Here is a 25,630-nt window from a genome sequence, read left to right on the forward strand (position 1 = left end):
AAAGGCTGGGATCGCAGGAAAGAGGGGCAAAGTGCCAGCCGTTGGATCATCCGCGGGCGGACCTTTATTGGCCGTTCGCAGCCTGACAAAATTGTTCGGTTCGTTTGCCGCCTGCAACGGCATCGACCTCGAAATCCAGCCCGGTGAGATCCATGCCCTGCTGGGCGAGAACGGTGCGGGAAAATCGACGCTCGTGAAGATGCTTTTCGGCGTTCTGGCACCGACCAGCGGCGAGATCGTCTGGAAGGGCGATTCCGTGCGAATCCCGAGCCCCGGCGCCGCCCGCCGTCTTGGCATCGGCATGGTGTTCCAGCATTTTTCCCTGTTCGAGGCGCTGACGGTCGCCGAAAACATCGCGCTATCGCTGAGCCCCGGCATATCGCTGTCGAAGGTCGCCGAGGAAGCATCGCGCCTTTCGCATCTTTACGGCCTGCCGCTCGATCCAAAGGCGCATGTTGCGGATCTCTCGGTTGGGGAGCGCCAGCGCATCGAAATCGTGCGCGCCCTGCTGCAAAACCCCGAACTGATCATTCTCGACGAGCCCACGTCCGTCCTGACGCCGCAGGAGGCTGACAGGCTGTTTGAGACACTCGACAAGCTGAAGGCTGAAGGGCGTTCCGTTCTCTATATCAGCCACCGGCTGGAAGAGGTGCAGCGTATCTGCGACCGTGCGACCGTGCTGCGCCATGGCAAAGTGACGGGCGCCTGCGACCCCCGCAAGGAAACGCCGGCTTCGCTCGCGCGCATGATGGTTGGCAGCGATGTCGCCTCGGTGAGCACCGCCGGCACGAACACCAAGGGTGACGTGCTGCTGGAGGCGCGCCATCTGAGCGTACCCGCGCGCACCCCCTTTGCAGTCGCGCTCAAGAATGTCTGTCTCAAGGTCCGCGGTGGCGAAGTGCTGGCTATCGCCGGTGTTGCCGGTAACGGGCAGGGCGAGCTTTTCGACGCGCTTTCCGGTGAATATCCCGCGGCGGACGCCTCCGCCGTTTTCATCCGCAACAAGCCGGCCGGCAATCTCGGCATTACGGCGCGCCGCCTGATGGGGGCGGGCTTCGTGCCGGAGGAACGCCACGGCCATGCGGCCGTGCCGTCGCTGCCGCTATCGGACAACCTTGTTTTGGCGCGCAGCCAGTCCGACCGGCGGACCTTCCTCGGCGGTGGCGTGCTCGGTATCATCAAGCACGCGGTCGTGCGCCTCGCATCGCGGCGCATTTCCGAGACGATGGACGTACGCAAGAGCGGTGACGATCCGGCGGCCGGCTCGCTGTCGGGGGGCAATCTCCAGAAGTACATTGTCGGCCGCGAACTCGACCGCCAGCCCGCCGTTCTGATCGTCAATCAGCCGACTTGGGGCGTCGATGCGGGAGCGGCAAGCCGCATCCGCCAGGCGCTCGTCGATCTCGCAAAATCCGGCTCGGCCGTGCTCGTCATCAGCCAGGATCTGGACGAGATTTTCGAGGTTGCGACCGAGATCGCCGTGATCAGCGAGGGACGCCTGTCGGATGTCTATCCGGCGCACGCGCTGACGCGCGAAACGATCGGCCTTCTGATGGGTGGAATGTACGGCAAGACGGAAGGCGAAGAGGTTGCCCATGCGCATTGAACTCGAACGACGCGCCAACCCGTCCCTGCTGTTTTCCGTGATTTCCCCGTTTCTGGCGTTGGCGCTGACGGTGTTTGCGGGCGGCATCATGTTCGCGCTGCTTGGCAAGGACCCGGTTTCTGCACTCTACAGCTTCTTCATCGAGCCACTACTCGACATCTGGTCGCTGCACGAAATCGCCATCAAGGCTGCGCCCCTCATCCTGATCGGCGCGGGTCTTTCGGTGTGCTATCGCTCCAACAACTGGAACATCGGCGCCGAGGGGCAGTTCATTGCCGGCGCGATTGCGGGCGCCATCGTGCCGGTCGTCTTCCACGACTGGCATTCGTCGCTGGTTCTGCCGCTAATGCTGATTTTCGGCATGATCGGTGGTGCGCTCTATGCGGCCATACCCGCCTTCCTCAAGGCGCATATGAACACCAACGAAATCCTGACGAGCCTGATGCTGGTCTATATCGCCCAGCTCTTCCTCGACTGGCTGGTGCGCGGTCCCTGGCGCAGCCCGGATGCCTACAATTTCCCGGTTAGCCGCGATTTTGCGCCGGAGGCAATCCTGCCTGAACTCGTGTCCTCCGGGCGCGCCAATCTCGGTTTCGTCTTCGCCGTCGTCGCTGCCGTCGGCCTGTGGATCATGATGCGCTATACGCTGAAGGGCTTCGAGATTACCGTGCTTGGCCAATCCGAACGGGCAGGCCGCTTCGCCGGCTTTTCCTCCAGGCGCATGATCTGGTTCTCCATGCTGCTTTCCGGCGCGTTTGCCGGACTTGCCGGGATTTCCGAAGTCAGCGGCGTCATCGGCAAGCTCCAACCCGTTATCTCGCCCGGCTACGGCTTCACCGCCATTATCGTTGCCTTCCTTGGTCGCCTCAATCCGCTCGGCATCATCGCCGCCGGCCTGTTCCTGGCATTAACCTATGTCGGCGGCGAGGCCGTGCAGCTGACGCTCGGTGTCTCCGACAAGGTCACGCGTGTTTTCCAGGGCCTGCTCCTGTTCTTCGTGCTCTCCTGCGATACGCTGATCCAGTACAAGATCCGGCTGGTGTTCTCCCGGTTCCGCCAGACCACCGAAGGGGGAGCGCACTGATGGGTATCGTCGAAGCCATCCTCCTGACGGTCGTCACCGCCGCCACGCCGCTGGTGCTCGCCTCGCTCGGCGAGCTCGTGTCGGAGCGGGCGGGCGTGCTCAATCTCGGCGTTGAAGGCATGATGGTGATGGGGGCGGTGCTCGCCTTTGCCGCTACGCAGGCCACAGGTTCGCCCTATGTCGGCATTCTCGCGGGCATTGCCTGCGGCGCGCTGTTTTCGCTGCTTTTCGGCTTTCTGACACTGACGCTCGTTGCCAATCAGGTGGCGACCGGCCTTGCGCTGACCATTCTCGGCCTTGGTATATCCGGACAGATCGGTGAGCCTTATGTCGGCATGTCCGGCATCAAGCTCCAGCCTATCGCCATTCCGCTCCTGTCCGATATCCCGTTCATCGGAGCGGTGCTTTTCAAGCAGGACCTGATCTTCTACCTGTCCATTGCGCTCGTTTTCGGCGTGAACTGGTTCCTTTTCCGCAGCCGGGCAGGGCTCAAGATCCGGGCGATCGGCGACAACCATGCCTCGGCGCACGCGCTCGGCATCCATGTCATCCGCACGCGCTATCTGGCGGTCATGTTCGGCGGCGCATGCGCGGGTCTCGCCGGCGCGCAGCTATCGCTCGTCTACACGCCGCAATGGGTGGAGAACATGTCGGCCGGGCGCGGCTGGATCGCGCTGGCGCTTGTCGTCTTCGCCTCCTGGCGGCCGTGGCGGCTGCTGGCCGGCGGCTATCTGTTCGGCGCCGTCTCCATCAGCCAGCTGCACGCCCAGGCGCTCGGCCTCGGCATTCCCTCGCAATTCCTGTCGGCTCTTCCCTATGCCGCCACTGTTATCGTACTAATCCTGATATCGCATAACCGGCGCATGACGCTGATCAACACGCCCGCCTGCCTCGGCAAGCCATTCGTGCCCGATCGGTGACGAAGAACAAGAAGACGGGACACAACCAATCCAACCCACCTACAGAGGATAAAATGAAGAAAATCATTCTCGCTCTCACAACATCGGCCGCCGTTCTCGGCTTCGCCGCTGCCGCCAGCGCCCAGGACAAGACGAAGATCTGCTTCATCTATGTCGGCTCCAAGACCGACGGCGGCTGGACACAGGCGCACGACATCGGCCGCCAGGCGCTGCAGGATCACTTCGGCGACAAGATCGAGACGCCTTTCCTTGAAAACGTGCCGGAAGGCCCGGATGCCGAGCGCGCGATCGAGCGCATGGCCCGCTCTGGCTGCGCTCTCGTCTTCACCACGTCGTTCGGCTTCATGGACGCGACCATCAAGGTTGCAGAAAAATTCCCGGACGTGAAGTTCGAGCATGCAACCGGCTTCAAGTCGGCCGCCAACGTCGCGACCTACAATGCGCGTTTCTATGAAGGCCGCTACATCCAGGGCGTGATTGCCGCCAAGCTGTCGCAGAAGGGCCTCGCCGGCTACATCGCGTCCTTCCCGATCCCGGAAGTCGTAATGGGCATCAACTCGTTCGTCCACGGCGCCCAGTCCGTGAACCCGGAGTTCAAGGTCAAGGTCATCTGGGCCAACACCTGGTTCGACCCGGGCAAAGAAGCCGATGCCGCCAAGGCGCTCGTCGACCAGGGCGTCGATATCCTGACGCAGCATACCGACACGACCGCGCCGATGCAGGTTGCCTCCGAGCGTGGCATCAAGGCCTTCGGCCAGGCTTCCGACATGATCAAGGCCGGCCCGGAAACGCAGCTGACCGCCATCGTCGACACCTGGGGCGCCTACTACATCAAGCGCACCCAGGCCGTTCTCGACGGCACGTGGAAGTCCGAACAGATGTGGGACGGCCTGAAGGACGGTATCCTCACCATGGCGCCCTACACGAACATGCCTGACGACGTGAAGAAGCTGGCGGAAGAGACCGAAGCGAAAATCCGCTCCGGCGAACTGCACCCCTTCACCGGCCCGATCAAGAAGCAGGACGGCTCGGACTGGCTGGCTGACGGTGCTGTTTCGGACGACGGCACGCTTCTCGGCATGAACTTCTACATCGCCGGCGTGGACGACCAGCTGCCGAAGTGATCGTATCGATCACCTCAAAAACAGAAAGGCGCTCCGGTGGAGCGCCTTTTTTCGTTTGAAGCTACCGTGACATACCTTTCGGAACGTCACGTTCGGCCTCGCAGCCTGCCGGAACGGCTAGTGGAAGATACCACTCTGTTCCTTCCACCTGTAGTGGCCTTCATCGACATCCATCAGCGCGCGGACCTGCGGATGGCGCACCGGCTTGCCGCTGTCGTCCGCGACCAGATTCTGTTCGGAGACATAGGCGACATATTCCGACTCGTCGTTTTCCGCGAAGAGATGGTAGAACGGCTGATCCTTGGGCGGGCGGATTTCCGCAGGAATGGCGTTCCACCACTCGTCCGTATTGGCGAATTCGGGGTCAACGTCGAAGACCACGCCACGGAACGGGAAAACCCGGTGGCGGACAACGTCGCCGATGGCAAATTTTGCATGACGCATCTTCATGGCGTACCTACCTTTCTCCTTATATTTGGGTAATTGTGCTAAAACATCAATAGTTCCAGTCGAATGCGATGCGCGTTCGGAACAAGGCAGTGCTGCTTGCGCCTGCTCCGGTTTCGGCGTACCTCCAAAAGACAGCGTCAAGCGGATCGTAATGCATGAACAATCAATGGGGCAGAAGCAGCGGCGGAGCGACCGGAGGCGGTAGCGGCATTGGTGGCATTCTGTTCGCATCGGTCATCTGCCTGGCGCTCGGCGGCGCTGCTGGTTACGGCGCGTTCCGCGCCATGTCCGGCTCAGCCTCCGACAAAACCCTGGAAGAACGTGACCGTCGCATCGCCGATCTGGCCGGTGAACTCGATGCGCGTGTGGCGCAGATCGAGGAAGACAGCCGCAAGGCAAAAGCCTTGGCCGACGAGAACGATGCCCTCCAGCGCCAGCTTGACGCCGTGCGCGCCAATTCCGGCCAATCCGACGCCGCGGCGGTCGCGGAAAACGCACGACTGTCGCAAGAGGTGGTTCCCCGTCTGAGACGCGAACTGCAGCACACGGAACAGAAACTCGCCGAAGCCGAACGACTGCAGCGAGAGGCCGAAGCGGCTGCAGCCGACCGCGCCCGGCAGCTTAAAGCGCGGGCCGGTCAAATCTCACAGCTTGAAAAGGTGCTTGCCGAGGCACGTAGCGCACAAACGACAAGCCAGAATGACGAGGTCGAACGCCTGGAAGCTGAGGCAGAAACGCTGCGCGGAGAACTTGCTGAGGCCGAGCAGGCCGCCAAAAGGCTCCGCACCCGCGAACTGCCCGACCTGGTGGCTGAAATCGCCCGCAAGAACCAGGAGATCGCGACGCTGACGGCCAACAACGCCGCCCTTGCGGAGAGGATTGCCGCACTGGAAACGGCCACCGAGCCGAAGAGCCCGCAACAGTCAGATAGCAATGGCGCGCGTGATAACGCCAAGCCGGCCGACGGCCGCAGCCCCCGCAACGCCGCACTGGTGGCACAGGTCATCGAGAGAACGCCGGGGCTAGACCGGCTGACGGGCGCGCAACGCACGCAACTGGAACAGACACTCGTTTCCGGAGAATGCGTCACCAATGCGCTTGGCAGCGTGCTGAACCGTGTGCCCATTCTGGCGCTTCGCGGCCTGATGCGCGACCTCGACAGCGATTGCTAGGCCTTTCCGGCGAAGGTGGATATGGTTTCGCTTTCGCAGGTCGTGAAGAAAACTCTATGAGGCGTTTTTCGTCCTCAGGAAAAGCCTGACCTGCGGGGGAAATGCCCGCTCACGGAAGGAGATTTGCATGAAGCGATCAGTTCTGGCGGCCGCGCTCGGCCTTGCCCTATCGACGGGAACGGCATCTGCCCAGGAGTTCGAGCGTAGCATCATGACCGGGGGGCCGCAGGGCACCTATATCAAGATCGGCCGCGACATTGCCGCACTCGGCGCCGAGTGCGGACTGAAGCTGAACGTCGTGGAGAGCGCCGGGTCGCTTGAGAATTTCGTCGGTGTGCGCAACCGCCGCAACACGCAGTTCGGCATCGTACAGAGCGACGTGCTCGAATATCTGAAGACCTTCGAGGCGAACGATCCCGAGGTGCAGAAGGCGGTGAAGGGCGTGCGCATCATGTTCCCGCTCTACAACGAGGAGATCCACGTGCTGGCGCGCAAGGACATTGCCGGCGTGAAGGATCTCGCCGGCAAGAAGGTCGCCGTCGGCAAGAAGGATTCCGGAACCTTCCTGACTGCGACGCTGGTGATGGATATTCTTCAGGTGAAGGCGGGCGAGCGGGTCGATATCAACCCGGACGAGGCGCTGCCGAAGCTGCTTTCCGGCGAGATCGACGCGTTCTTCTATGTCGCCGGCGCGCCGGCAGCGCTGTTTTCCGGCAACACGATCGACAAGGCGAAATTCCACCTTCTGCCGATCACCGAGGCGCCGCTGCTTGCGACCTATACGCCCTCGCGCATAGAGGCTGGAACCTATTCGTTTCAGGATCAACCTGTTGATCTCGTCGCGGTGAAGGCCGTGATGATGACGTATGACTACGACGTCAAGCGCAACGCCTATCATCGCGACAGCTGCAAGACCGTCGCCGACTTCTCGAGCCTGATCGTCGGTGGTCTCGACAAGCTGAAGGCGACCGGACACCCGAAATGGAAGACCGTCGACCTGACCGCGCTGCCGCCGGGCTGGCAGGTCGGGGTCTGCGTCAAGGCCGGCATGGCGCTGGACTACAAGCCGGCCTGCAAGCCGCAAGCCGGCACGGCAACCGGCGCCACGGACGATTCGAACGAGGAGTATCTCAACCTCCTCAAGCAGCGGCTGAAGCCCTGACCGGATCGCAGACCAACAAAAAACCCGGCCAATGGCCGGGTTTTTCGTCTTGGGAGGCCTCCCGCCCGAAGGCGGGAGGAACAGCGACGATCAGGCGGAGTAGTACATGTCGAACTCGACCGGGTGCGGCGTCATTTCGAAGCGCATGACTTCCGCCATCTTCAGTTCGATATAGGCGTCGATCTGGTCGTCGTCGAAGACGCCGCCGGCCGTGAGGAACTTGCGGTCCTTGTCGAGGCTTTCCAGAGCTTCGCGCAGCGAGCCGCAGACCGTCGGGATCTTCTTCAGTTCCTTCGGCGGCAGGTCGTAGAGGTCCTTGTCCATGGCCTTGCCGGGATGGATCTTGTTCTTGATGCCGTCGAGACCAGCCATCAGCATGGAAGCGAAGCCGAGGTAGGGGTTGCCGAGCGGATCGGGGAAGCGGATTTCAACGCGCTTGGACTTCGGACCCGTGCCGAACGGAATGCGGCACGATGCCGAGCGGTTGCGTGCCGAGTAGGCAAGCAGAACCGGTGCTTCATAACCCGGGACAAGACGCTTGTAGGAGTTCGTCGTCGGGTTGGTGAAGGCGTTGATCGCCTTGGCATGCTTGATGATGCCGCCGATGAAGTACAGGCAGGTTTCCGACAGGCCGGCATATTCGTCGCCAGCGAACTGCGGCTTGGCGTCCTTCCAGATCGACAGGTGGACGTGCATGCCCGAGCCGTTGTCACCGAAGATCGGCTTCGGCATGAAGGTTGCCGTCTTGCCATAGGCATTAGCGACCTGGTGCACGACATACTTGTAGATCTGCACCTTGTCGGCACTGCGGACGAGCGTGTCGAACTTCACGCCGAGCTCGTGCTGGGCGGCAGCCACTTCGTGGTGCTGCTTTTCGACGGTGACGCCCATTTCCTTGAGGACGGTCAGCATTTCGGAACGCATGTCCTGGCAGCTGTCGACCGGCGGAACCGGGAAGTAGCCGCCCTTGACGCGCGGACGATGGCCGAGGTTACCGGTCTCGTAGTCGGTGTCGTCGTTGGAGGGAAGCTCCGACGAATCCAGCTTGAAGCCGGTGTTGTACGGGTCGGCCTTGTACTTGACGTCGTCGAAGACGAAGAATTCAGGTTCCGGACCGGCATAGATGGTGTCGCCGATGCCCGATGCCTTGAGGTAGGCTTCGGCCTTCTTGGCCGTGCCGCGCGGGTCGCGGTTATAGGATTCGCCCGAGACCGGATCGAGAATGTCGCACATCACGACGAGGGTGGACTGCGCGAAGAACGGGTCGATGTGAACCGTTGCGGGATCGGGCATCAGCACCATGTCGGACTCGTTGATGGCCTTCCAGCCGCCGATCGAGGAACCGTCGAACATGACGCCGTCGGCGAACATGTCTTCGTCGACGCAGTCGATGTCCATCGTGACGTGATGCAGCTTGCCGCGCGGGTCGGTGAAGCGCAGGTCGACGAACTTGACGTCGTTGTCCTTGATTTGCTTGAGGATGTCATTGGCAGTCGTCATGTGTGTAGTCCCTGTGTGAGATGACGAGGTTATGAAAGCCCGGGCCGGACGGCCAGGCGGGATTAGATGGCGTCGACACCGGTCTCGCCGGTGCGGATGCGGATGACTTCTTCGACATTGGAGACGAAGATCTTGCCGTCGCCGATGCGGCCGGTCTGAGCGGCATTGCGGATAGCCTCGATGACGGCCTCCGCATTCTCGTCGGCCAGAACGACCTCGACCTTCACCTTGGGCAGAAAGTCGACAACATATTCGGCACCACGGTAAAGCTCCGTGTGCCCCTTCTGGCGTCCAAAGCCCTTCGCCTCGGTGACGGTGATACCCTGCAGGCCAACTTCCTGAAGGGCTTCCTTCACCTCATCGAGCTTGAAGGGCTTGATGATCGCTTCGATCTTTTTCATGAGAAAATGTCTCTCCGCTTCTCCCGTTTGCGCGCGGTTTGCGCCCGCTGCAAACATCTGATGCATGTAGCATGCCAACTTGAGGCAGGATGGGTGCCTAATCCGAAAAATCCCGTTTCCCGAAGACCCGGCTCGTCCTCACATCCCGGATGATGCGGCTTTGCAGGCAAAAGGGCTAGTGAAATCTGCCTAAAATTTATCACTTTCCATGGGTGAGAGGGATGCAAGACGGCGCCACTGAGCGCCATGGCTTTAAAAGCTGCAAATTTGAGCATTCATTATGAGCAAGTGCATAAATAATAGCCTTGTTGGTGGATTGGGACACCACTCTTGTCGGGAAGGCGATTTTGCGGGCATGGTGGGGCATGCAAAGCCATAATGACACATTGCTTCTTAAACCCGAACAGATGGAGCAGGTGGATCACGCCGCCGCGGCATCCGGTCTTTCCAGCTACGGTCTTATGGAGCGGGCGGGGCAGGCGGTCGCCGCCTGCGCGCTGCGCCGCTTTCCCGGCGCGTTGCGCTTCGTCATCCTTTGCGGCCCCGGAAATAACGGCGGAGACGGGTATGTCGCGGCGCGCGCGTTGCTTGCGGCCGGCGCGGAGATCGCCGTTCATGTTTTGGGCGAGCCGGCGGCTCTGCGCGGCGATGCGGCAACCGCTTACGCGCACTTTACCGGCTCCGTCGCGCCGCTTGCGTCTTATCATCCCCAGAGCGGCGACGTCGTGGTGGATGCCCTGTTCGGGGCTGGGCTGGCACGGAACCTCGCGGCCGACGTGATCACGACCATCGAGGCCATCAACGAAAGCGCTGTTCCCGTGCTTGCGGTTGATCTGCCCTCAGGTATCGACGGAAGAACCGGCGCAGTGCGGGGGGCAGCCTTCCAGGCCACTGCGACCGTCACCTTCATGTGCCGCAAGCCAGGGCATCTTCTCCTGCCGGGCCGAATGATGGCAGGTGACTTGGAAATCTTCGACATCGGCATACCCGAGCGCATCCTGCTCTCCCATGGCGGAAAGATCGGGGTGAATGCACCAGCGGCGTGGCGCCATCTTCTGCCGGTGAAGACGGGGGCGGGACATAAATATGTGCGGGGTCATCTCGCCGTCTTCTCCGGGCCTGCCACGGCAACGGGGGCGTGTCGGCTCTCTGCAATGGCCGGGCTCCGTGCCGGCGCCGGGCTCGTCACGCTGTTATCGCCGACCGCAGCATTATCCTCCAATGCCGCTCATCTCACCGCGGTCATGCTGAAGCCGGTCGATGGGGACGGCGACCTCTCGGCCTTGCTGGAGGATGTCCGCCTCAAGACCTTCGTGCTTGGGCCTGGCTTCGGGGATGGAGAACGAGCGCGGCGCTATGCCGATCTTATCGCCTCGGGCGAACGAAGGCTGGTTCTCGATGCCGACGGCATCACGGCTTTTCGCAACGACCCGCAGATGCTTTTCGACCTCTTTGCCGAAGGAGAGCCGCGGCTGGTCCTGACACCGCATGACGGCGAATTCGCCCGGCTGTTTCCCGATCTTGCCGAAGACAGCACGCTTTCGAAGATCGAGAGGGGCCAAAAGGCCGCGGCGCGCAGCAATGGCGTGGTTATCCTCAAGGGCGCGGATACGGTAATCGCCGCACCGGACGGCCGGGCACTCGTCAATGAAAACGCGCCACCATGGCTTGCGACCGCCGGGTCCGGCGACGTGTTGGCCGGTCTCGTCGGCGCGCATCTTGCACAAGGCATGCCGGCGTTCGAGGCGGCCGCCAGCGCGGTCTGGCGCCATGGAGAGGCGGGACGCACGGCCGGCGAGGGACTGACGGCCGAAACGTTGATCGACGCTCTGGGCGGCGTCGATCAGTTCAAATGAGCGTTCGCAGGGCATGGCCGCCCGGCTGCCGAGCGCTCGGCCCCAATGATATAGATTATGAGCGCGGCTGCGTACGTTTTTGCAATTCGCGCGCGCCGTTCGGCGCATTGACCTTGCCCGACGTGATAAAGAAGGCGAAGACGTCGCGCGGTTTCTTGGCTGGCTTCGTGTCTGGATCGATCTTCGGCAGGTCGGACGGCTCGCCGCCTGCTGACCAATCCTTCAACCGCTCCGCCCACTCGTCCAGTGCCTTTGGCGGATAGCAGGTTTCGACATCGTCGGATCCCTTCTGCAGGCGCGCATAGACAAAATCGGCCGTCACGTCTGCGATTTCAGGATAGTCCGCATGCTGCGCATAGACGATGGCAGCGTTGTACTTGCGCGCCAAGGCAGCAAATTCCGGGTTCATGAAGCTCTCGTTGCGCACTTCTAGCGCATGTTTCAGCGCAAGCCCGTCCTGCTTTTCCGGCAGGAGCTTGAGAAAACCCTCGAAATCCTCCGGTTCGAACTTCTTGGTCGGCGCGAACTGCCAGAGGATCGGGCCGAGATGCTCGCCAAGCTCCGTCAGGCCCTGCGTCAGGAACTTTTCGACGGATTCGCCACCATCGGCCAGAACCTTGCGGTTGGTGGTGAACCGGCTGGCCTTGAGCGAGAAGATGAAACCGTCAGGCACTTCCGACGCCCATTTGGCGAAGGTTTCCGGTTTCTGCGAGCCGTAATAGGTGCCGTTGACCTCGATCGTCGTCAGTTCGCGGCTTGCGAATTCAAGCTGGCGCTTCTTCACCAGTTTTTCCGGGTAGAACGTTCCCTCCCAAGGCTCGAAGGTCCAGCCGCCGATGCCGGTTCTTATCGCGCCGGATGTACTCATCATCGTCCTCCCTTGTCACTCATTCCGCCGCGATCCGCTTGATCGGACGCCTTTCCAGCAACTCTTTCAGGAACTGTCCGGTATAGGACCGCTCGACCTTCACGACATCCTCCGGCGTACCCTCGGCGATCACTTCACCACCACCATCGCCGCCCTCCGGGCCGAAATCGATGATCCAGTCGGCGGTCTTGATGACCTCCAGATTGTGCTCGATGACGACGACGGAATTGCCCTGGTTGACCAGCTCGTGCAGCACTTCCAGCAGTTTTGCCACGTCATGGAAATGAAGGCCTGTTGTCGGCTCGTCGAGAATGTAGAGCGTGCGGCCGGTGGAGCGCTTGGACAGTTCCTTGGCGAGCTTGACGCGTTGCGCCTCGCCGCCCGACAGCGTGTTCGCCTGCTGGCCGACCTTGATATAGCCCAGACCGACCTGGTTGAGCGTCACCAGCTTGTCACGCACGGCCGGTACGGCGGCGAAGAACTCGACGCCTTCCTCCACCGTCATGTCGAGCACATCGGCGATGGACTTGCCCTTGAAGGTGACATCAAGCGTCTCGCGGTTATAGCGCTTGCCGTGGCAGACGTCGCAGGTGACGTAGACATCCGGCAGGAAGTGCATCTCGATCTTGATGACGCCGTCGCCCTGGCAGGCCTCGCAGCGCCCGCCCTTGACGTTGAAGGAGAAACGACCCGGCTGATAGCCGCGCGCTTTCGCTTCCGGAAGCCCCGCGAACCAATCACGGATCGGCGTGAAGGCGCCGGTATAGGTCGCCGGGTTGGAGCGCGGCGTGCGGCCGATCGGCGACTGGTCGATATCGATGACCTTGTCTATAAATTCGAAGCCGTCGATACGCTCGTGTTCAGCGGGAATTTCGCGTGCGCCCATGATACGACGGGCGGCGGACTTGTAGAGCGTCTCGATCAGGAAGGTCGACTTGCCGCCACCGGACACGCCCGTGACAGCCGTGAAGACGCCGAGCGGAATGGAAGCCGTGACATTCTTCAGATTGTTGGCCTTGGCGCCGACGACCTTGATTTCCTTTTTCTTCTTCGGCTTGCGGCGTTCGCTTGGAACGGCGACCGACAGCTCGCCAGAAAGATACTTGCCGGTCAGCGAGGCCGGATTGGCGATGACCTCCTCCGGCGTGCCCTGTGCAATGACCTGGCCGCCATGGATGCCGGCGGCGGGACCGATATCGACGACATAGTCAGCCGTCAGGATCGCATCCTCGTCATGCTCGACGACGATGACGGTGTTGCCGATGTCGCGCAGGTGCCGGAGCGTATCCAGCAGGCGCGCGTTGTCGCGCTGGTGCAGGCCGATGGACGGTTCGTCCAGCACGTAGAGCACGCCCGTCAGGCCGGAGCCGATCTGCGAGGCAAGCCGGATGCGCTGGCTTTCGCCGCCCGACAGCGTGCCGGAATTGCGCGACAGCGACAGATATTCCAAGCCGACATCGTTGAGGAAGCGTAGCCGCTCGCGGATTTCCTTCAGGATGCGGACCGCGATTTCGTTCTGCTTGGTGTTCAGATGCTCCGGTAGCGCCTCGAACCAGTCGCGCGCCACGCGGATCGACATGGCCGTCGTCTCGCCGATATGCAGCTTGTTGATCTTGACCGCCAGTGCCTCTGGTTTGAGGCGGAAACCATTGCAGGCCGGGCAGGGCGCGGCCGACATGTAGCGTTCGATCTCTTCGCGTGACCAGGCGGAATCCGTTTCCTTCCAGCGACGCTCGAGGTTCGGCACGATGCCTTCAAAGGTCTTCACGGTCTTGTAGGAGCGCGCACCGTCCTTGTAGTTGAACTCTATCTTCTCATCCGTGCCGTGCAGGATGGCGTTCTGCGCTTCTTGTGACAGTTCCGACCAGCGGTTGGACAGCTTGAAGCCATAGGCTGTGCCGAGCGCTTCCAGCGTCTGGTTATAATAGGGTGACGAGGACTTGGCCCAGGGCGCAATTGCACCGTCTTTCAGCGTTCGCTCCGTTTCCGGCACGATAAGATCCGGATCGATCTTCTGCTGGCTGCCAAGACCGTCGCAGGTCGGGCAGGCGCCGAAGGGGTTGTTGAACGAAAAGAGCCGTGGCTCGATTTCCGGAATGGTGAAGCCGGAGACCGGGCAGGCGAACTTTTCCGAAAACAGCACACGCTCATGCGTGTCGTTGAGTGACTTGTTGGCCGAGCCGCCGGCCGAGGTTTCCTCAGGCGGCAGCGGCTTGTCGGCGAATTCCGCGATGGCAAGGCCATCGGCGAGCTTCAGGCACGTCTCAAGGCTGTCGGCGAGGCGCGAGGCGAGATCAGGGCGCACGACAACGCGGTCGACAACGACATCGATGTCATGCTTGTACTTCTTGTCGAGAGCCGGCACCTCGGCGATCTCGTAGAACTGGCCGTCCACCTTGACGCGCTGGAAGCCCTTCTTCATGAGCTCGGCGAGTTCCTTCTTATATTCGCCCTTGCGGCCGCGCACGATGGGCGCGAGGATATAAAGGCGGGTGCCCTCGCCGAAATCGATAACCCGGTCGACCATCTGGCTGACCGTCTGGCTTTCGATCGGCAGGCCGGTGGCCGGGGAATAGGGCACGCCGACACGCGCGAAGAGCAGACGCATGTAGTCGTAGATTTCGGTGACCGTGCCGACGGTCGAGCGCGGGTTCTTCGAGGTCGTCTTCTGCTCGATGGAGATGGCCGGGGAAAGGCCGTCGATCTGGTCGACGTCAGGCTTCTGCATCATCTCAAGGAACTGGCGCGCATAGGCCGAGAGGCTCTCGACATAGCGGCGTTGGCCCTCGGCATAGATCGTGTCGAAGGCGAGCGACGACTTGCCCGAGCCGGAAAGCCCGGTCATGACGATCAGCTTGTTGCGCGGCAGATCGAGATCGACGCCCTTGAGATTGTGCTCGCGCGCGCCGCGTATGGAAATGGTCTTGAGTTCGCTCATGGTATCCAGCGTCAGAAATCGTTGCGCATTCAGGAAAGGTCGGCTTCTATGTAGGGATTGGCAGCCGCGTGTCCATGCGCCCTCGAGAAGATTCCGTGCCCGTTTCCGATTCGGTTGACAAGAGTGTAGGGAATTAATAGAACAAAAAAAGAACAAAAATGCGCAATCTGTGGATTGTCGCTTGCGTGGGGCGCGCTGGCGCGCTCCAGTCGATAAGGTATCGTCGATCTAGTGACAAATGCCGGGTGCCCTTCGCCCGGCGCGACAACGGGAAATACGGGTATGGCTGGAAGCGTCAACAAGGTTATCTTGATCGGGAACGTCGGTGCGGACCCGGAAATCCGGCGCACGCAGGATGGTCGGCCGATCGCCAACCTGCGCATCGCCACGTCCGAAACCTGGCGCGACCGCAACAGCGGCGAGCGCCGCGAGAAGACGGAGTGGCACAATGTCGTCGTATTCAACGAAGGCCTGTGCAAGGTCGTCGAGCAGTATGTGAAGAAGGGTGCGAAGCTCTATATCGAAGGCGCGCTGCAGACACGCAAGTGGCAGGACCAGACGGGTAATGACCGCTACTCGACGGAAGTGGTGCTGCAGGGCTTCGGCTCCACCCTGACCATGCTGGACGGCCGTGGCGAAGGCGGTGGTGCAAGCCGCGGCGGCGATTTCGGCGGCAGCAGCAATTTCGGCGGCGCCAGCGGCGGCCAGGGCTATGACGACTACGGTTCGCGTCCGGCATCCGGCGGCGCGGCTGGCGGTGGCGGCGGAAGCAGCAGCCGTTCGGGTGGCGGTTCGCTTTCTCGCGACATGGATGATGACATCCCATTCTAAGCAAATTACCTTGGCTCCCGGGGATTACGTGGGGGCTGCGGTCTGACGTCAAGGTTGACGGCGCCCATTCGTGAGAGGAGGGCGCCGTTTTGAGTCTTCTTAAAGGTGCAGTACGTTTTGTATTGCTGACACTCGCGATCGGTCTTTTCGGAAGCCTGATCGCGGCCATGGACGTGCCGGCCGGTGGGACGCCCGGACTGACCGCCTTGGGCATTATTGGCGCGATCATCATTTTGCTCAGCCCTTTTCTCGCCGCGACCTGGATGTGGCGGCGACGCAGCATAGCGAAGGCACGAGACGCGTCGATGCGCATGGCCGCGCTCGCGCAAGAGCAGGAATACCAGCAGAACCTTCTGCGGCGGCGATCCATCGAACACCAAAGGTTGATCGACGCGGTGGACAGGCACTTCAGTGCCCTGAACCGCAATCTCGCGCTCGCCATCAGGACCAACGATTACGGCGCTGTCGTCAAGGACACGACCGACGAGGCGCTCGTCGAGTTTTTTGCCAGCGTTGCGCTCGACAGTGCGCTGTTTTCTTTCGAGGAAGCAAAAGCGCTGGTTTTTGAACAGCTCAACATCCGCAGGCGTGCACAAGCGGCCACAGGATTCGACGCCGACACTCTTCCAAGGGACGGGCACAACTTCGAACAGTGGGTAGCCCATTCACTCACCCGGTTCGGTTGGAAGGCTGAGGTGACACGCGGCTCCGGCGACCAGGGACTGGACGTCATAGCCGAGAAAGCGGGCAGGCGTCTCGGTTTGCAATGCAAGCTTTATGGAAGCCCTGTCGGCAACAAGGCGGTGCAGGAGGCCCATGCAGGCATGGTCTATTACGGTGTTGATGCCGCGGGAGTCCTCACCAACGCCAGCTTCACGCCTAGCGCCAACGCATTGGCTATGATGACGGGTGTAAAGCTTTTCTCACAACACGACATCCCTGACCTTTTCGAGAAAACATTCGGCGCGCGATAGCGCTGACTGTCCCTCTCAGAGAATAAACACCGATTTCACACCATCGACCACGAACTGCACGGCCAGTGCAGCAAGGATCACGCCAAGCAAGCGGGTGAGGATGGCGCGGCCGGTGTTACCGAGGAAGCGATCGATGCGGTCGGCGATGACGAGGGCGAGGAAGAGAATGGCGATGCAAAGCGCCAGAACGCCGATAAGGGCGGTACGCTCCAGCGCCGACGGAAACGAGCCGGACAGCAGGATCGTCGCGGAAATGGCGCCGGGGCCGGCAATCAGTGGCAAGGCAAGCGGGAAGACGGCGATGTTATGGATATGGTCGCGGGTGATTGCCACCTCGCTGGTCTTTTCCTTCCGCTCGTTGCGGCGTTCGAAGATCATCTCGAAAGCGATCCAGAAGAGCAGCAGGCCGCCGGCGATGCGGAAGGCGCCGATGGAGATGCCGAGCAGCGAGAGCACGCTCGATCCGGTGACGGCGAAGACGGCCAGGATGCAGAAGGCGATCAGCGAGCCGCGCAGCGCCACCTGCTTGCGCTGTGCGCGCGTCATGCCGACGGTGAGCCCGAGAAAAATCGGCGCAAGGCCGGGCGGATCGATGGTGACGAGCAGCGTCGTGATCGCGTTGATCACCGTGTCTGTGGTGAGCATCCGGTCATTCCCCTCGCCGTTGCGCGGCCGTTTCACGAAGCCTTATAGAGACATTGTTAGGCGAGGGCGCCGCATAAGGGAAGGGCGCGCGCAAAGCGGCGCCCGCGCGACCATGAAAATGCGCAAATTCGCGGATTTCCTGGGAAAAGGCTGTTCACAACCCTTCGCAAAATTGGCGCTTATGCCGCCGGTAGGCTATAAAATTGCATCTGATTCTGAACAACGATCGTGACCGAAATTGACAGAACAAACGACACCCGGCGGCAAGAACCCTCCCGGCATTGAGCCGATTTCCATCATCGAGGAAATGCAGCGGTCCTATCTCGATTACGCTATGAGCGTGATCGTGTCCCGTGCGCTGCCGGATGTGCGCGATGGTCTCAAGCCCGTGCACCGGCGCATCCTCTACTCGATGAGCGAGATGGGCGTCGACTGGAACAAGAAGTACGTGAAGTCGGCACGCGTCACCGGTGACGTGATGGGTAAATACCATCCGCACGGCGACTCGGCGATCTACGACGCCTTGGCGCGTATGGCACAGGACTGGTCGCTCCGCCTGCCGCTGATCGACGGCCAGGGGAATTTCGGTTCCATCGATGGCGACCCGCCGGCAGCCCAGCGCTATACGGAATGCCGCCTGGAAAAGGCCGCCCACTCGCTGCTCGACGATCTCGACAAGGAGACCGTCAACTTCCGCGACAACTACGACGGCACGATGAGCGAGCCGGTTGTCGTTCCCGCCAAGTTCCCGAACCTTCTGGTCAACGGCGCGGGCGGCATTGCCGTGGGCATGGCGACGAACATCCCGCCGCACAACCTTGCGGAAGTCATCAACGGCTGTATCGCGCTGATCGACAACCCGGCGATCGATCTCATCGAGCTGATGCAGCACATTCCGGGCCCGGATTTCCCGACCGGCGCGCTGATCCTCGGTCGTTCCGGCATCCGGCAGGCCTATGAGACCGGCCGCGGTTCCGTCGTGATGCGTGGCCGCGCCACCATCGAGCCGATGCGCGGCGATCGCGAGCAGATCATCATCACCGAAGTTCCCTTCCAGGTGAACAAGGCGACGATGATCGAGAAGATGGCCGAGCTGGTGCGCGACAAGCGTATCGAGGGCATTTCAGATCTTCGCGACGAGTCAGACCGCGACGGCTACCGCGTCGTCATCGAGCTGAAGCGTGATGCCAATGCCGACGTCATTCTCAACCAGCTTTACCGCTACACGCCACTGCAGACCTCCTTCGGCTGCAACATGGTGGCGCTCAACGGCGGCAAGCCGGAGCAGATGACGCTGCTGGACATGCTGCGTGCCTTCGTCGCTTTCCGTGAGGAAGTCGTCAGCCGCCGCACGAAGTACCTGCTGCGCAAGGCGCGCGACCGCGCCCATGTCTTGGTCGGACTTGCCATCGCGGTTGCCAATATCGACGAGGTGATCGCCCTCATCCGCCGCGCGCCCGATCCGCAGACGGCGCGCGAGCAGTTGATGCAGCGCCGCTGGCCGGCGAAGGACGTCGATGTGCTGATCAAGCTCATCGACGACCCGCGCCACCGCATCAACGAGGACCTGACCTACAATCTCTCGGAGGAGCAGGCCCGCGCCATCCTCGAACTGCGTCTTGCCCGCCTGACGGCGCTCGGCCGCGACGAAATCGACGAGGAACTCAACAAGATCGGCGAGGAGATCAAGGATTACCTCGATATCCTGTCGTCGCGCGTGCGCATCATGACGATCGTCAAGGACGAACTCGGCGCCATCAGGGACGAGTTCGGCACGCCGCGCCGCACGGAGATCACCGAAGGTGGTCCCGACATGGACGACGAGGACCTGATCGCCCGCGAGGACATGGTGGTCACCGTCTCGCATGCCGGTTACGTCAAGCGCGTGCCGCTGGCGACCTATCGCGCGCAGCGCCGCGGCGGCAAGGGCCGCTCCGGCATGGCCATGAAGGACGAGGATTTCGCAACCCGTCTGTTCGTCGCCAATACGCACACGCCCGTCCTGTTCTTCTCCTCGCATGGCATCGTCTACAAGGAGAAGGTCTGGCGCCTGCCGATCGGCACGCCGCAGTCCAAGGGCAAGGCGCTCATCAACATGCTGCCGATCGAGCCCGGCGAGCGCATCACCACCATCATGCCGCTGCCGGAAGACGAGACGACGTGGGAAAACCTCGACGTCATGTTCTCGACGACACGCGGAACGGTGCGCCGCAACAAGCTCAGCGATTTCGTCCAGGTCAACCGCAACGGCAAGATCGCGATGAAGCTCGAGGAAGAGGGCGACGAGATCCTCAATGTCGAGACCTGCACCGACCGCGACGACGTGTTGCTGACGACCGCGCTCGGTCAGTGCATCCGCTTCCCGGTTGATGACGTGCGCGTCTTCGCAGGCCGCAATTCGGTCGGCGTGCGCGGGATCAATCTGGGTGCTGGCGACCGCATCATCTCGATGACGATCGTCAACCATGTCGATGCCGAGCCGTGGCAACGTGCCGCCTATCTCAAGCGTTCCGCAGCAGAACGCCGCGCGAGTGGCGTCGATGAGGAGGATATTGCGCTGGTCGGCGAGGAGGTCGGCGAAATCGGTGACCTCACTGAAGATAAGTATCAGGAACTCAAGGCTCGCGAGCAGTTCATCCTTACCGTTTCGCAGAAGGGCTTCGGCAAGCGGTCGTCTTCCTATGACTTCCGCACGTCAGGCCGCGGTGGCAAGGGTATTCGTGCCACGGACACCTCCAAGACCAACGAGATCGGCGAACTCGTCGCCGCCTTCCCGGTCGAGGAAACGAACCAGCTGATGCTCGTCTCCGACGGTGGCCAGCTGATCCGTGTGCCGGTCAACGGTATCCGTATCGCCAGCCGCGCCACGAAGGGCGTCACGATCTTCTCTACGGCCAAGGACGAGAAGGTTGTCTCCGTGGAACGCATCAGCGAGCCGGAAGGTGACGACGAGGTTGAAATCGACGGCGAAGCCGCTGTCGTGGATGTCGAGATCGAAGCTGGTGGCGAGGGCGAGGCATAAGCCTCCCCAATACAGCCAAGAAAACGTGAAAAAGCCGGACGGGCAGGGAACGACCGTCCGGCTTTTCAATGTTGGCGGGCGGCCTGGAGGAAAGCCACCCGCACTAACGGCGGCAAAGGGGCGCTACACGCCGAAGCCGCCTGCTTCTGTTTTCAGCCTTGCGGCCTTCAGCTCTGCACGGTCCCGCTTCAGGTCGAGGATCGTGCGAGAAAAGTCGAATGTGAACACCACACTGATGAAGAGCGTAGCGAAAATCGTCAGCAACGCCATTGCCATATCCCCGCTCAACGCAGCCACTTGCCGCGGCCCGCACCTTCGGCAGCTGCCGGGCGATCCTCTTCGCGAAGGGCGTGGAAAGCCGCAACGCTGAGGGCGATGAACATGGTCATGCAAAGTAGAGCGAGTGCCATCTTGGTGTTCCTTTCCGTTTAAGGAAACGCAATGCTTCATTCACTTCATTCGGTCGGTAAAATGCCCCGCGACGACTTTTGTTCCCGACCCTATGCTGTCATTTAGACATGGCGTGCCTGAAATGACCTTGAACGGGCCATTCATGTGCTGTTCATGATCTCGGCAGGGGATAGGTGCGGGTGCGTCAGGCCGCACCCTTGCGGATCACCGCTGTCCGTGACAAAAGGCGGGCAAACGGGACCTCGCCGATGACAGTCGCCTTTTATCCTGGCTCTTTCGATCCGTTCACAAACGGCCACATCGACGTACTCGTGCAGGCGCTGAACGTCGCATCCAAACTTGTCGTTGCGATCGGCGTACACCCCGGCAAGACGCCGCTTTTTTCCTTCGAGGAGCGCGCCGACCTTATTCAGCGATCGATCGCCGATGCGCTGCCGGCGCGGGCAGGGGATGTCAGTGTTGTTTCATTTTCCAATCTGGTTGTGGATGCCGCACGGTCGCATGGCGCGCGGTTGCTGATCCGCGGCCTGCGGGACGGAACGGATCTCGATTATGAAATGCAGATGGCCGGCATGAACCGGCAAATGGCGCCCGATGTGCAGACGGTGTTTCTGCCCGCCGGCGTCGCCTCGCGGCCCATTACCGCCACATTGGTCCGCCAGATCGCGGCCATGGGCGGCGATGTCAGTGCTTTCGTTCCGGCGCCCGTCTTTGCGGCCCTCAAGGCCCGCCACAAGGGCTGAGCCCCATTATCCTGAACCCATCAAGGGAGCTATCATGAACATTCTCCGCACCGCCTTTGCAGGCGCCCTGTTCCTGGCGACAGCGACCGGCGCCTTCGTGGCCCAGGCCGCCGACTTCATCACGATCCAGCTCAAGGACGGGCCCGTCGTCATCGAACTGAACGACAAGGCGCCGAAGCACGCCGAGCGCATCAAGGCGCTGGCTGCCGCCGGCGAGTACGACAACGTCGCCTTCCATCGCGTGATCGACGGCTTCATGGCCCAGACGGGTGACGTGCAGTACGGCGATATGGAGAACGGCTTCCAGCCCCAGGCAGCCGGTACGGGCGGTTCCAGCCAGCCGGACCTGCCGGCCGAGTTCTCGGATATCCCGTTCGAGCGCGGCACGGTCGGTATGGCGCGCGCGCAGGATCCGAATTCCGCCAACTCGCAGTTCTTCATCATGTTCGCCCCCGGCGACTTCCTGAACGGCCAGTATACGGTCGTCGGCAAGGTCGTTTCGGGCATGGAGAATGTCGACAAGATCAAGCGCGGCGACGATGCCAATAACGGTTCCGTCACCGACCCTGACCGCATGATCAAGGTCACCGTCGGCAAGTAAAGGCATTTTTTGATTTGGTGCCTGTTGTAATCCCGAAGGTAGGACACACCTTTGGGGCAGGCTTTTGAAGGAGAGAGACCATGGCCGAGATCAAGGATCCGGAAAACACCATCATCATGGAAACCACGAAGGGCAAGGTGGTCATCCAGCTGCTTCCGGACCTTGCACCGGGCCACGTGGCACGCGTCAAGGAACTGACGCGCGAAGGCGCCTATGACGGCGTCGTCTTCCACCGCGTGATCGAGGACTTCATGGCCCAGACAGGCGACGTGCAGTACGGAAAGACGGGCGGCAAGGACTTCAATCCATCGCGCGCCGGCATGGGCGGCTCCGAAAAGCCGGACCTCAAGGCCGAGTTTTCCAACATGAGCCATGTCCGCGGCACCTGCTCCATGGCCCGCTCGCAGATGCCGAACTCCGCCAACTCGCAGTTCTTCATCTGCTTCACCGATGCTCCCTGGCTTAACAAGCAGTACTCCGTCTGGGGCCAAGTCATCGAGGGCATGGACAATATTGACAAGATCAAGCGCGGCGAGCCGGTGCGCGATCCCGATACCATCGTTTCGATGAAGGTTGCCGCCGACGTAGCGGCCTGATAGAAACCGATCGTTTTCGACCGCGCCCGCCCTGGCGGGCGCGGTTTTGTTTGTTCGCTTTTCAAGGATCGGCGATATGGCTGCTTTCCTCTGGGCGCTGCTCGGCATCGCGGCCGGCGCATGCATTGCAATTCAGGCGCCGATCAATGCCATGCTTGGACGTGGCCTCGGCATGCCGGTCGCAGCCGCCTGCGTTTCCTTCCTGTCGGGCGCTGCCATCCTCGCGCTTGTCGTTCTGCTAACGTCCGCATTTGAAGCACGTTCACCGGATTGGCGCGGCCCGGACCTCTGGCTCTACATCGCCGGCGGCGCGTTGGGCACGGTCTATGTCACAACGGCGATCTTTCTCACACCGCGTATCGGCGCGGCGGCCGTCATGGCTTTTGCCGTGTCCGGCCAGCTTCTTGCCGGCATCCTGCTTGATCGTATCGGTTTCCTCGGCATGGCCGTGCGCGAAGTCTCGGTGGGGCGCATCAGCGGCGCCGTTCTGCTCGTTGCGGGCGCCCTGATGATCCGCTTCCTCTGAGAAAGCCATGCGCGTCGACCTTTTCGATTTCGATCTGCCGGAAGAAAACATCGCGTTGCGCCCGGTCACGCCACGCGAGGCGGCAAAGCTGCTTGTGGTGCGTCCTGGCGCGCAGTCGCCCTACGACGATTTCACCGTCGGCGATCTGCCGTCGCTGCTCAGGGCAGGGGATGCGCTTGTTTTCAACGATACGCGCGTCATCCCCGCCCAGCTGGAAGGCATCCGCCATCGGGAGGGCGCTGGCCGACAGGCTGTGTCGACCACCCTTCACATGCGCATCGCCGGCGACCGCTGGAAGGCATTTGCCAAGCCCGGCAAACGCATCAAGCCGGGCGACCGCATCGCCTTCGGCACGCTCTGGGCGACCGTGGAAAACAAGGGCGAGGGCGGCGAGGTCACGCTGCATTTCGATGCGACCGGCCCTGAACTCGACCGCGCCATCGCGACCGTCGGCCATATTCCTCTACCGCCCTACATTGCCTCCAAGCGCGCCGAAGACGAGGCGGACCGGAAGGATTACCAGACAATCTACGCCCGCGAGGAGGGCGCCGTGGCCGCGCCGACTGCCGGCTTGCACTTCACCGACGCGCTGTTCGAAAAGCTCGATGCGCTCGGCGTCGACAGGCATTTTGTGACGCTGCATGTCGGGGCCGGCACCTTCCTGCCGGTTAAGGCCGACGACACGACCGAGCATGTCATGCATGAAGAAATCGGTCACGTCTCCGAGGAGACCGCCGCAGCGCTGAATGCCGTGAAGGCGAGGGGCGGCCGCATCGTCTCCGTGGGCACGACGTCGCTTCGCCTGCTGGAAAGTGCTGCCGACGAAGACGGCACGATCAAGCCATGGTCCGGTGCGACGGGTATTTTCATCACGCCGGGCTACCGCTTCCGCACGGCCGATATCCTGATGACGAACTTCCATCTGCCGAAATCGACGCTGTTCATGCTCGTTTCGGCCTTTTCCGGTCTGGAGACGATGCGCGGCGCCTATGCGCATGCCATTTCGACCGGCTACCGTTTTTATTCCTACGGCGATTCCAGCCTGCTTTTCCGGGACGACGCATGACCGAAACCTTCCAGTTCAAGCTTCTCGCCACGGATGGCAAGGCCCGTCGCGGTGAGGTTTTGATGCCGCGCGGCACCATTCGCACCCCCGCCTTCATGCCGGTCGGCACGGTCGGCACGGTCAAGGCGATGTATCTTGACCAGGTCCGAGAGCTTGGCGCCGACATCATTCTCGGCAACACCTATCACCTGATGCTGCGGCCCGGCCCGGAGCGCGTCGCGCGCCTGGGCGGCCTGCACGACCTCATCCGCTGGCCGTATCCGATCCTGACGGATTCGGGCGGATTCCAGGTCATGTCGCTCTCGGGCCTGCGCAAGCTCGACGAGCAGGGTGTGACGTTCAAGAGCCATGTGGACGGTGCGCTGCACCACATGTCGCCGGAACGCTCCATCGAAATCCAGGGCCTGCTCGACAGCGATATCCAGATGCAGCTCGACGAATGCGTGGCGCTGCCGGCATCGCCCACGGAAATCGAACGCGCCATGGAAATGTCGCTGCGCTGGGCCGAGCGCTGCAAGGTGGCCTTCGGCGACCAGCCCGGCAAGGCGATGTTCGGCATCGTGCAGGGTGGCGATATCCCGCATCTGCGCGTGCGCTCCGCCCAGGCGCTCGCGGGGCTGGATCTCAAGGGCTATGCAATCGGCGGCCTTGCGGTGGGCGAGCCGCAGGACGTCATGCTCGACATGATCGACACGACCATTCCACACATGCCCTTCGAAAAGCCGCGTTACCTGATGGGCGTGGGCACACCCGACGATATGCTGAAATCCGTCGCACGCGGCATCGACATGTTCGACTGCGTTATGCCAACCCGCTCGGGCCGCCATGGCCTGGCCTTCACCCGACGCGGCCGCATCAACCTGCGCAACGCCCGCCATGCCGAGGACACGCGTCCGCTGGACGAAGAATCGAACTGCCCAGCGGCCCGCGATTATTCGCGCGCCTATCTGCACCACCTCATTCGCGCCAACGAATCCCTCGGCGGCATGCTGCTGACGTGGAATAATCTCTCTTATTATCAGGACTTGATGGCCGGCATGCGAAAGGCGATCGAGGAGAGCCGTTTCGCCGACTTCATGGCCGAGACGCAGGAGAACTGGGCGAGGGGCGATGTCGCCCCGCTCTGACTGCCCG

General features: G+C 61.9%; 24 protein-coding genes. 16 read left to right on the top strand and 8 right to left on the bottom strand.

The window, feature by feature from the left end:
- The first annotated feature begins 31 nt into the window (after positions 1-31).
- The 4 genes from MNR02_RS09020 to MNR02_RS09035 are packed head-to-tail and all read left to right on the top strand — an operon-like array spanning position 32 to position 4,734.
- Entirely contained in the window at positions 32-1,606 is a 1,575-nt protein-coding gene (locus tag MNR02_RS09020) for an ABC transporter ATP-binding protein (RefSeq protein ID WP_241946583.1), read from the top strand.
- Positions 1,596-2,690 carry an ABC transporter permease gene (locus MNR02_RS09025; RefSeq protein ID WP_241946584.1) on the top strand — a complete coding sequence of 365 codons (1,095 nt, stop codon included), beginning with the start codon at positions 1,596-1,598 and terminating at the stop codon, positions 2,688-2,690. Before MNR02_RS09020 ends, MNR02_RS09025 begins: the two co-directional genes overlap by 11 nt.
- Positions 2,690-3,610, top strand: coding sequence for an ABC transporter permease (locus MNR02_RS09030; protein ID WP_241595736.1), 921 nt, complete (start codon positions 2,690-2,692; stop codon positions 3,608-3,610). Before MNR02_RS09025 ends, MNR02_RS09030 begins: the two co-directional genes overlap by 1 nt.
- A 53-nt stretch (positions 3,611-3,663) precedes the next feature.
- Positions 3,664-4,734, top strand: a complete 1,071-nt coding sequence (locus tag MNR02_RS09035; RefSeq protein ID WP_241595739.1) for a BMP family ABC transporter substrate-binding protein — start codon at positions 3,664-3,666, stop codon at positions 4,732-4,734.
- A gap of 117 nt (positions 4,735-4,851) precedes the next feature.
- On the opposite strand, the gene hspQ is transcribed toward MNR02_RS09035, so the two are convergent.
- Positions 4,852-5,184 (bottom strand): heat shock protein HspQ, encoded by a 333-nt coding sequence (gene hspQ, locus MNR02_RS09040; protein ID WP_241595742.1) that lies wholly within the window; start codon positions 5,182-5,184, stop codon positions 4,852-4,854.
- A 155-nt stretch (positions 5,185-5,339) separates the two neighbouring features.
- Here hspQ and MNR02_RS09045 point away from each other — a divergent pair, with 155 nt between their 5' ends.
- Together MNR02_RS09045 and MNR02_RS09050 are read left to right on the top strand one after the other, a co-directional pair.
- A complete protein-coding gene (locus tag MNR02_RS09045; protein WP_241946585.1) occupies positions 5,340-6,356 on the top strand; it encodes a hypothetical protein in 1,017 nt (338 codons plus the stop codon).
- A 127-nt stretch (positions 6,357-6,483) separates the two neighbouring features.
- Complete coding sequence (locus MNR02_RS09050; protein WP_241946586.1) at positions 6,484-7,518, top strand: TAXI family TRAP transporter solute-binding subunit; 1,035 nt, start codon at positions 6,484-6,486, stop codon at positions 7,516-7,518.
- 90 nt (positions 7,519-7,608) lie between these two features.
- Here MNR02_RS09050 and glnA read toward each other — a convergent pair whose 3' ends face one another.
- Positions 7,609-9,018 (bottom strand): type I glutamate--ammonia ligase, encoded by a 1,410-nt coding sequence (gene glnA, locus MNR02_RS09055; RefSeq protein ID WP_241595749.1) that lies wholly within the window; start codon positions 9,016-9,018, stop codon positions 7,609-7,611.
- Between the two features lie 62 nt (positions 9,019-9,080).
- Positions 9,081-9,419, bottom strand: coding sequence for a P-II family nitrogen regulator (locus MNR02_RS09060; RefSeq protein WP_003515720.1), 339 nt, complete (start codon positions 9,417-9,419; stop codon positions 9,081-9,083).
- Between the two features lie 365 nt (positions 9,420-9,784).
- On the opposite strand from MNR02_RS09060, the gene MNR02_RS09065 reads away from it, so the two are divergent.
- Positions 9,785-11,275: an NAD(P)H-hydrate dehydratase gene (locus tag MNR02_RS09065; protein WP_241946587.1), complete on the top strand. Its 1,491-nt coding sequence runs from the start codon at positions 9,785-9,787 to the stop codon at positions 11,273-11,275.
- Between the two features lie 55 nt (positions 11,276-11,330).
- Here MNR02_RS09065 and MNR02_RS09070 read toward each other — a convergent pair whose 3' ends face one another.
- Positions 11,331-12,143 carry a DUF72 domain-containing protein gene (locus tag MNR02_RS09070; RefSeq protein WP_241946588.1) on the bottom strand — a complete coding sequence of 271 codons (813 nt, stop codon included), beginning with the start codon at positions 12,141-12,143 and terminating at the stop codon, positions 11,331-11,333.
- Between the two features lie 19 nt (positions 12,144-12,162).
- Positions 12,163-15,081 carry an excinuclease ABC subunit UvrA gene (uvrA, locus tag MNR02_RS09075; protein ID WP_241946589.1) on the bottom strand — a complete coding sequence of 973 codons (2,919 nt, stop codon included), beginning with the start codon at positions 15,079-15,081 and terminating at the stop codon, positions 12,163-12,165.
- A gap of 282 nt (positions 15,082-15,363) precedes the next feature.
- Between uvrA and MNR02_RS09080 the strand changes: the two genes are divergently transcribed.
- Together MNR02_RS09080 and MNR02_RS09085 are read left to right on the top strand one after the other, a co-directional pair.
- Complete coding sequence (locus MNR02_RS09080) at positions 15,364-15,912, top strand: single-stranded DNA-binding protein (protein ID WP_241595764.1); 549 nt, start codon at positions 15,364-15,366, stop codon at positions 15,910-15,912.
- An 89-nt stretch (positions 15,913-16,001) separates the two neighbouring features.
- Complete coding sequence (locus MNR02_RS09085; RefSeq protein ID WP_241946590.1) at positions 16,002-16,886, top strand: restriction endonuclease; 885 nt, start codon at positions 16,002-16,004, stop codon at positions 16,884-16,886.
- Between the two features lie 15 nt (positions 16,887-16,901).
- Here the strand turns inward: MNR02_RS09085 and MNR02_RS09090 are convergent, their stop codons facing one another.
- Positions 16,902-17,531, bottom strand: a complete 630-nt coding sequence (locus tag MNR02_RS09090; protein ID WP_241595772.1) for a MarC family protein — start codon at positions 17,529-17,531, stop codon at positions 16,902-16,904.
- Positions 17,532-17,769: 238 nt separating this feature from the next.
- Between MNR02_RS09090 and gyrA the strand changes: the two genes are divergently transcribed.
- Positions 17,770-20,553, top strand: coding sequence for a DNA gyrase subunit A (gene gyrA, locus MNR02_RS09095; RefSeq protein ID WP_241946591.1), 2,784 nt, complete (start codon positions 17,770-17,772; stop codon positions 20,551-20,553).
- 123 nt (positions 20,554-20,676) lie between these two features.
- On the opposite strand, the gene MNR02_RS09100 is transcribed toward gyrA, so the two are convergent.
- Both MNR02_RS09100 and MNR02_RS22915 read right to left on the bottom strand, forming a co-directional pair.
- Positions 20,677-20,823, bottom strand: coding sequence for a hypothetical protein (locus MNR02_RS09100; protein ID WP_241595778.1), 147 nt, complete (start codon positions 20,821-20,823; stop codon positions 20,677-20,679).
- Between the two features lie 14 nt (positions 20,824-20,837).
- Positions 20,838-20,963, bottom strand: a complete 126-nt coding sequence (locus MNR02_RS22915; RefSeq protein WP_256464445.1) for a hypothetical protein — start codon at positions 20,961-20,963, stop codon at positions 20,838-20,840.
- A 249-nt stretch (positions 20,964-21,212) separates the two neighbouring features.
- Between MNR02_RS22915 and coaD the strand changes: the two genes are divergently transcribed.
- The 6 genes from coaD to tgt all read left to right on the top strand — a co-directional run bounded on the left by coaD (position 21,213) and on the right by tgt (position 25,623).
- Entirely contained in the window at positions 21,213-21,707 is a 495-nt protein-coding gene (coaD, locus tag MNR02_RS09105) for a pantetheine-phosphate adenylyltransferase (RefSeq protein WP_241595781.1), read from the top strand.
- Between the two features lie 34 nt (positions 21,708-21,741).
- Complete coding sequence (locus MNR02_RS09110; protein ID WP_241946592.1) at positions 21,742-22,308, top strand: peptidylprolyl isomerase; 567 nt, start codon at positions 21,742-21,744, stop codon at positions 22,306-22,308.
- 80 nt (positions 22,309-22,388) lie between these two features.
- Positions 22,389-22,904, top strand: coding sequence for a peptidylprolyl isomerase (locus MNR02_RS09115; protein WP_241595786.1), 516 nt, complete (start codon positions 22,389-22,391; stop codon positions 22,902-22,904).
- Between the two features lie 76 nt (positions 22,905-22,980).
- Entirely contained in the window at positions 22,981-23,430 is a 450-nt protein-coding gene (locus MNR02_RS09120) for a DMT family transporter (RefSeq protein ID WP_241595789.1), read from the top strand.
- A gap of 7 nt (positions 23,431-23,437) precedes the next feature.
- The gene (queA, locus tag MNR02_RS09125; RefSeq protein WP_241946593.1) at positions 23,438-24,496 is read left to right on the top strand and encodes a tRNA preQ1(34) S-adenosylmethionine ribosyltransferase-isomerase QueA; all 1,059 of its coding nucleotides are present in this window, start codon (positions 23,438-23,440) and stop codon (positions 24,494-24,496) included.
- Complete coding sequence (tgt, locus tag MNR02_RS09130; RefSeq protein WP_241946594.1) at positions 24,493-25,623, top strand: tRNA guanosine(34) transglycosylase Tgt; 1,131 nt, start codon at positions 24,493-24,495, stop codon at positions 25,621-25,623. Before queA ends, tgt begins: the two co-directional genes overlap by 4 nt.
- Positions 25,624-25,630 lie beyond the last annotated feature (7 nt).

It is taken from the genome of Shinella sp. H4-D48, from assembly GCF_022637395.1.
In the GTDB taxonomy this organism is placed as follows: domain Bacteria; phylum Pseudomonadota; class Alphaproteobacteria; order Rhizobiales; family Rhizobiaceae; genus Shinella; species Shinella sedimenti.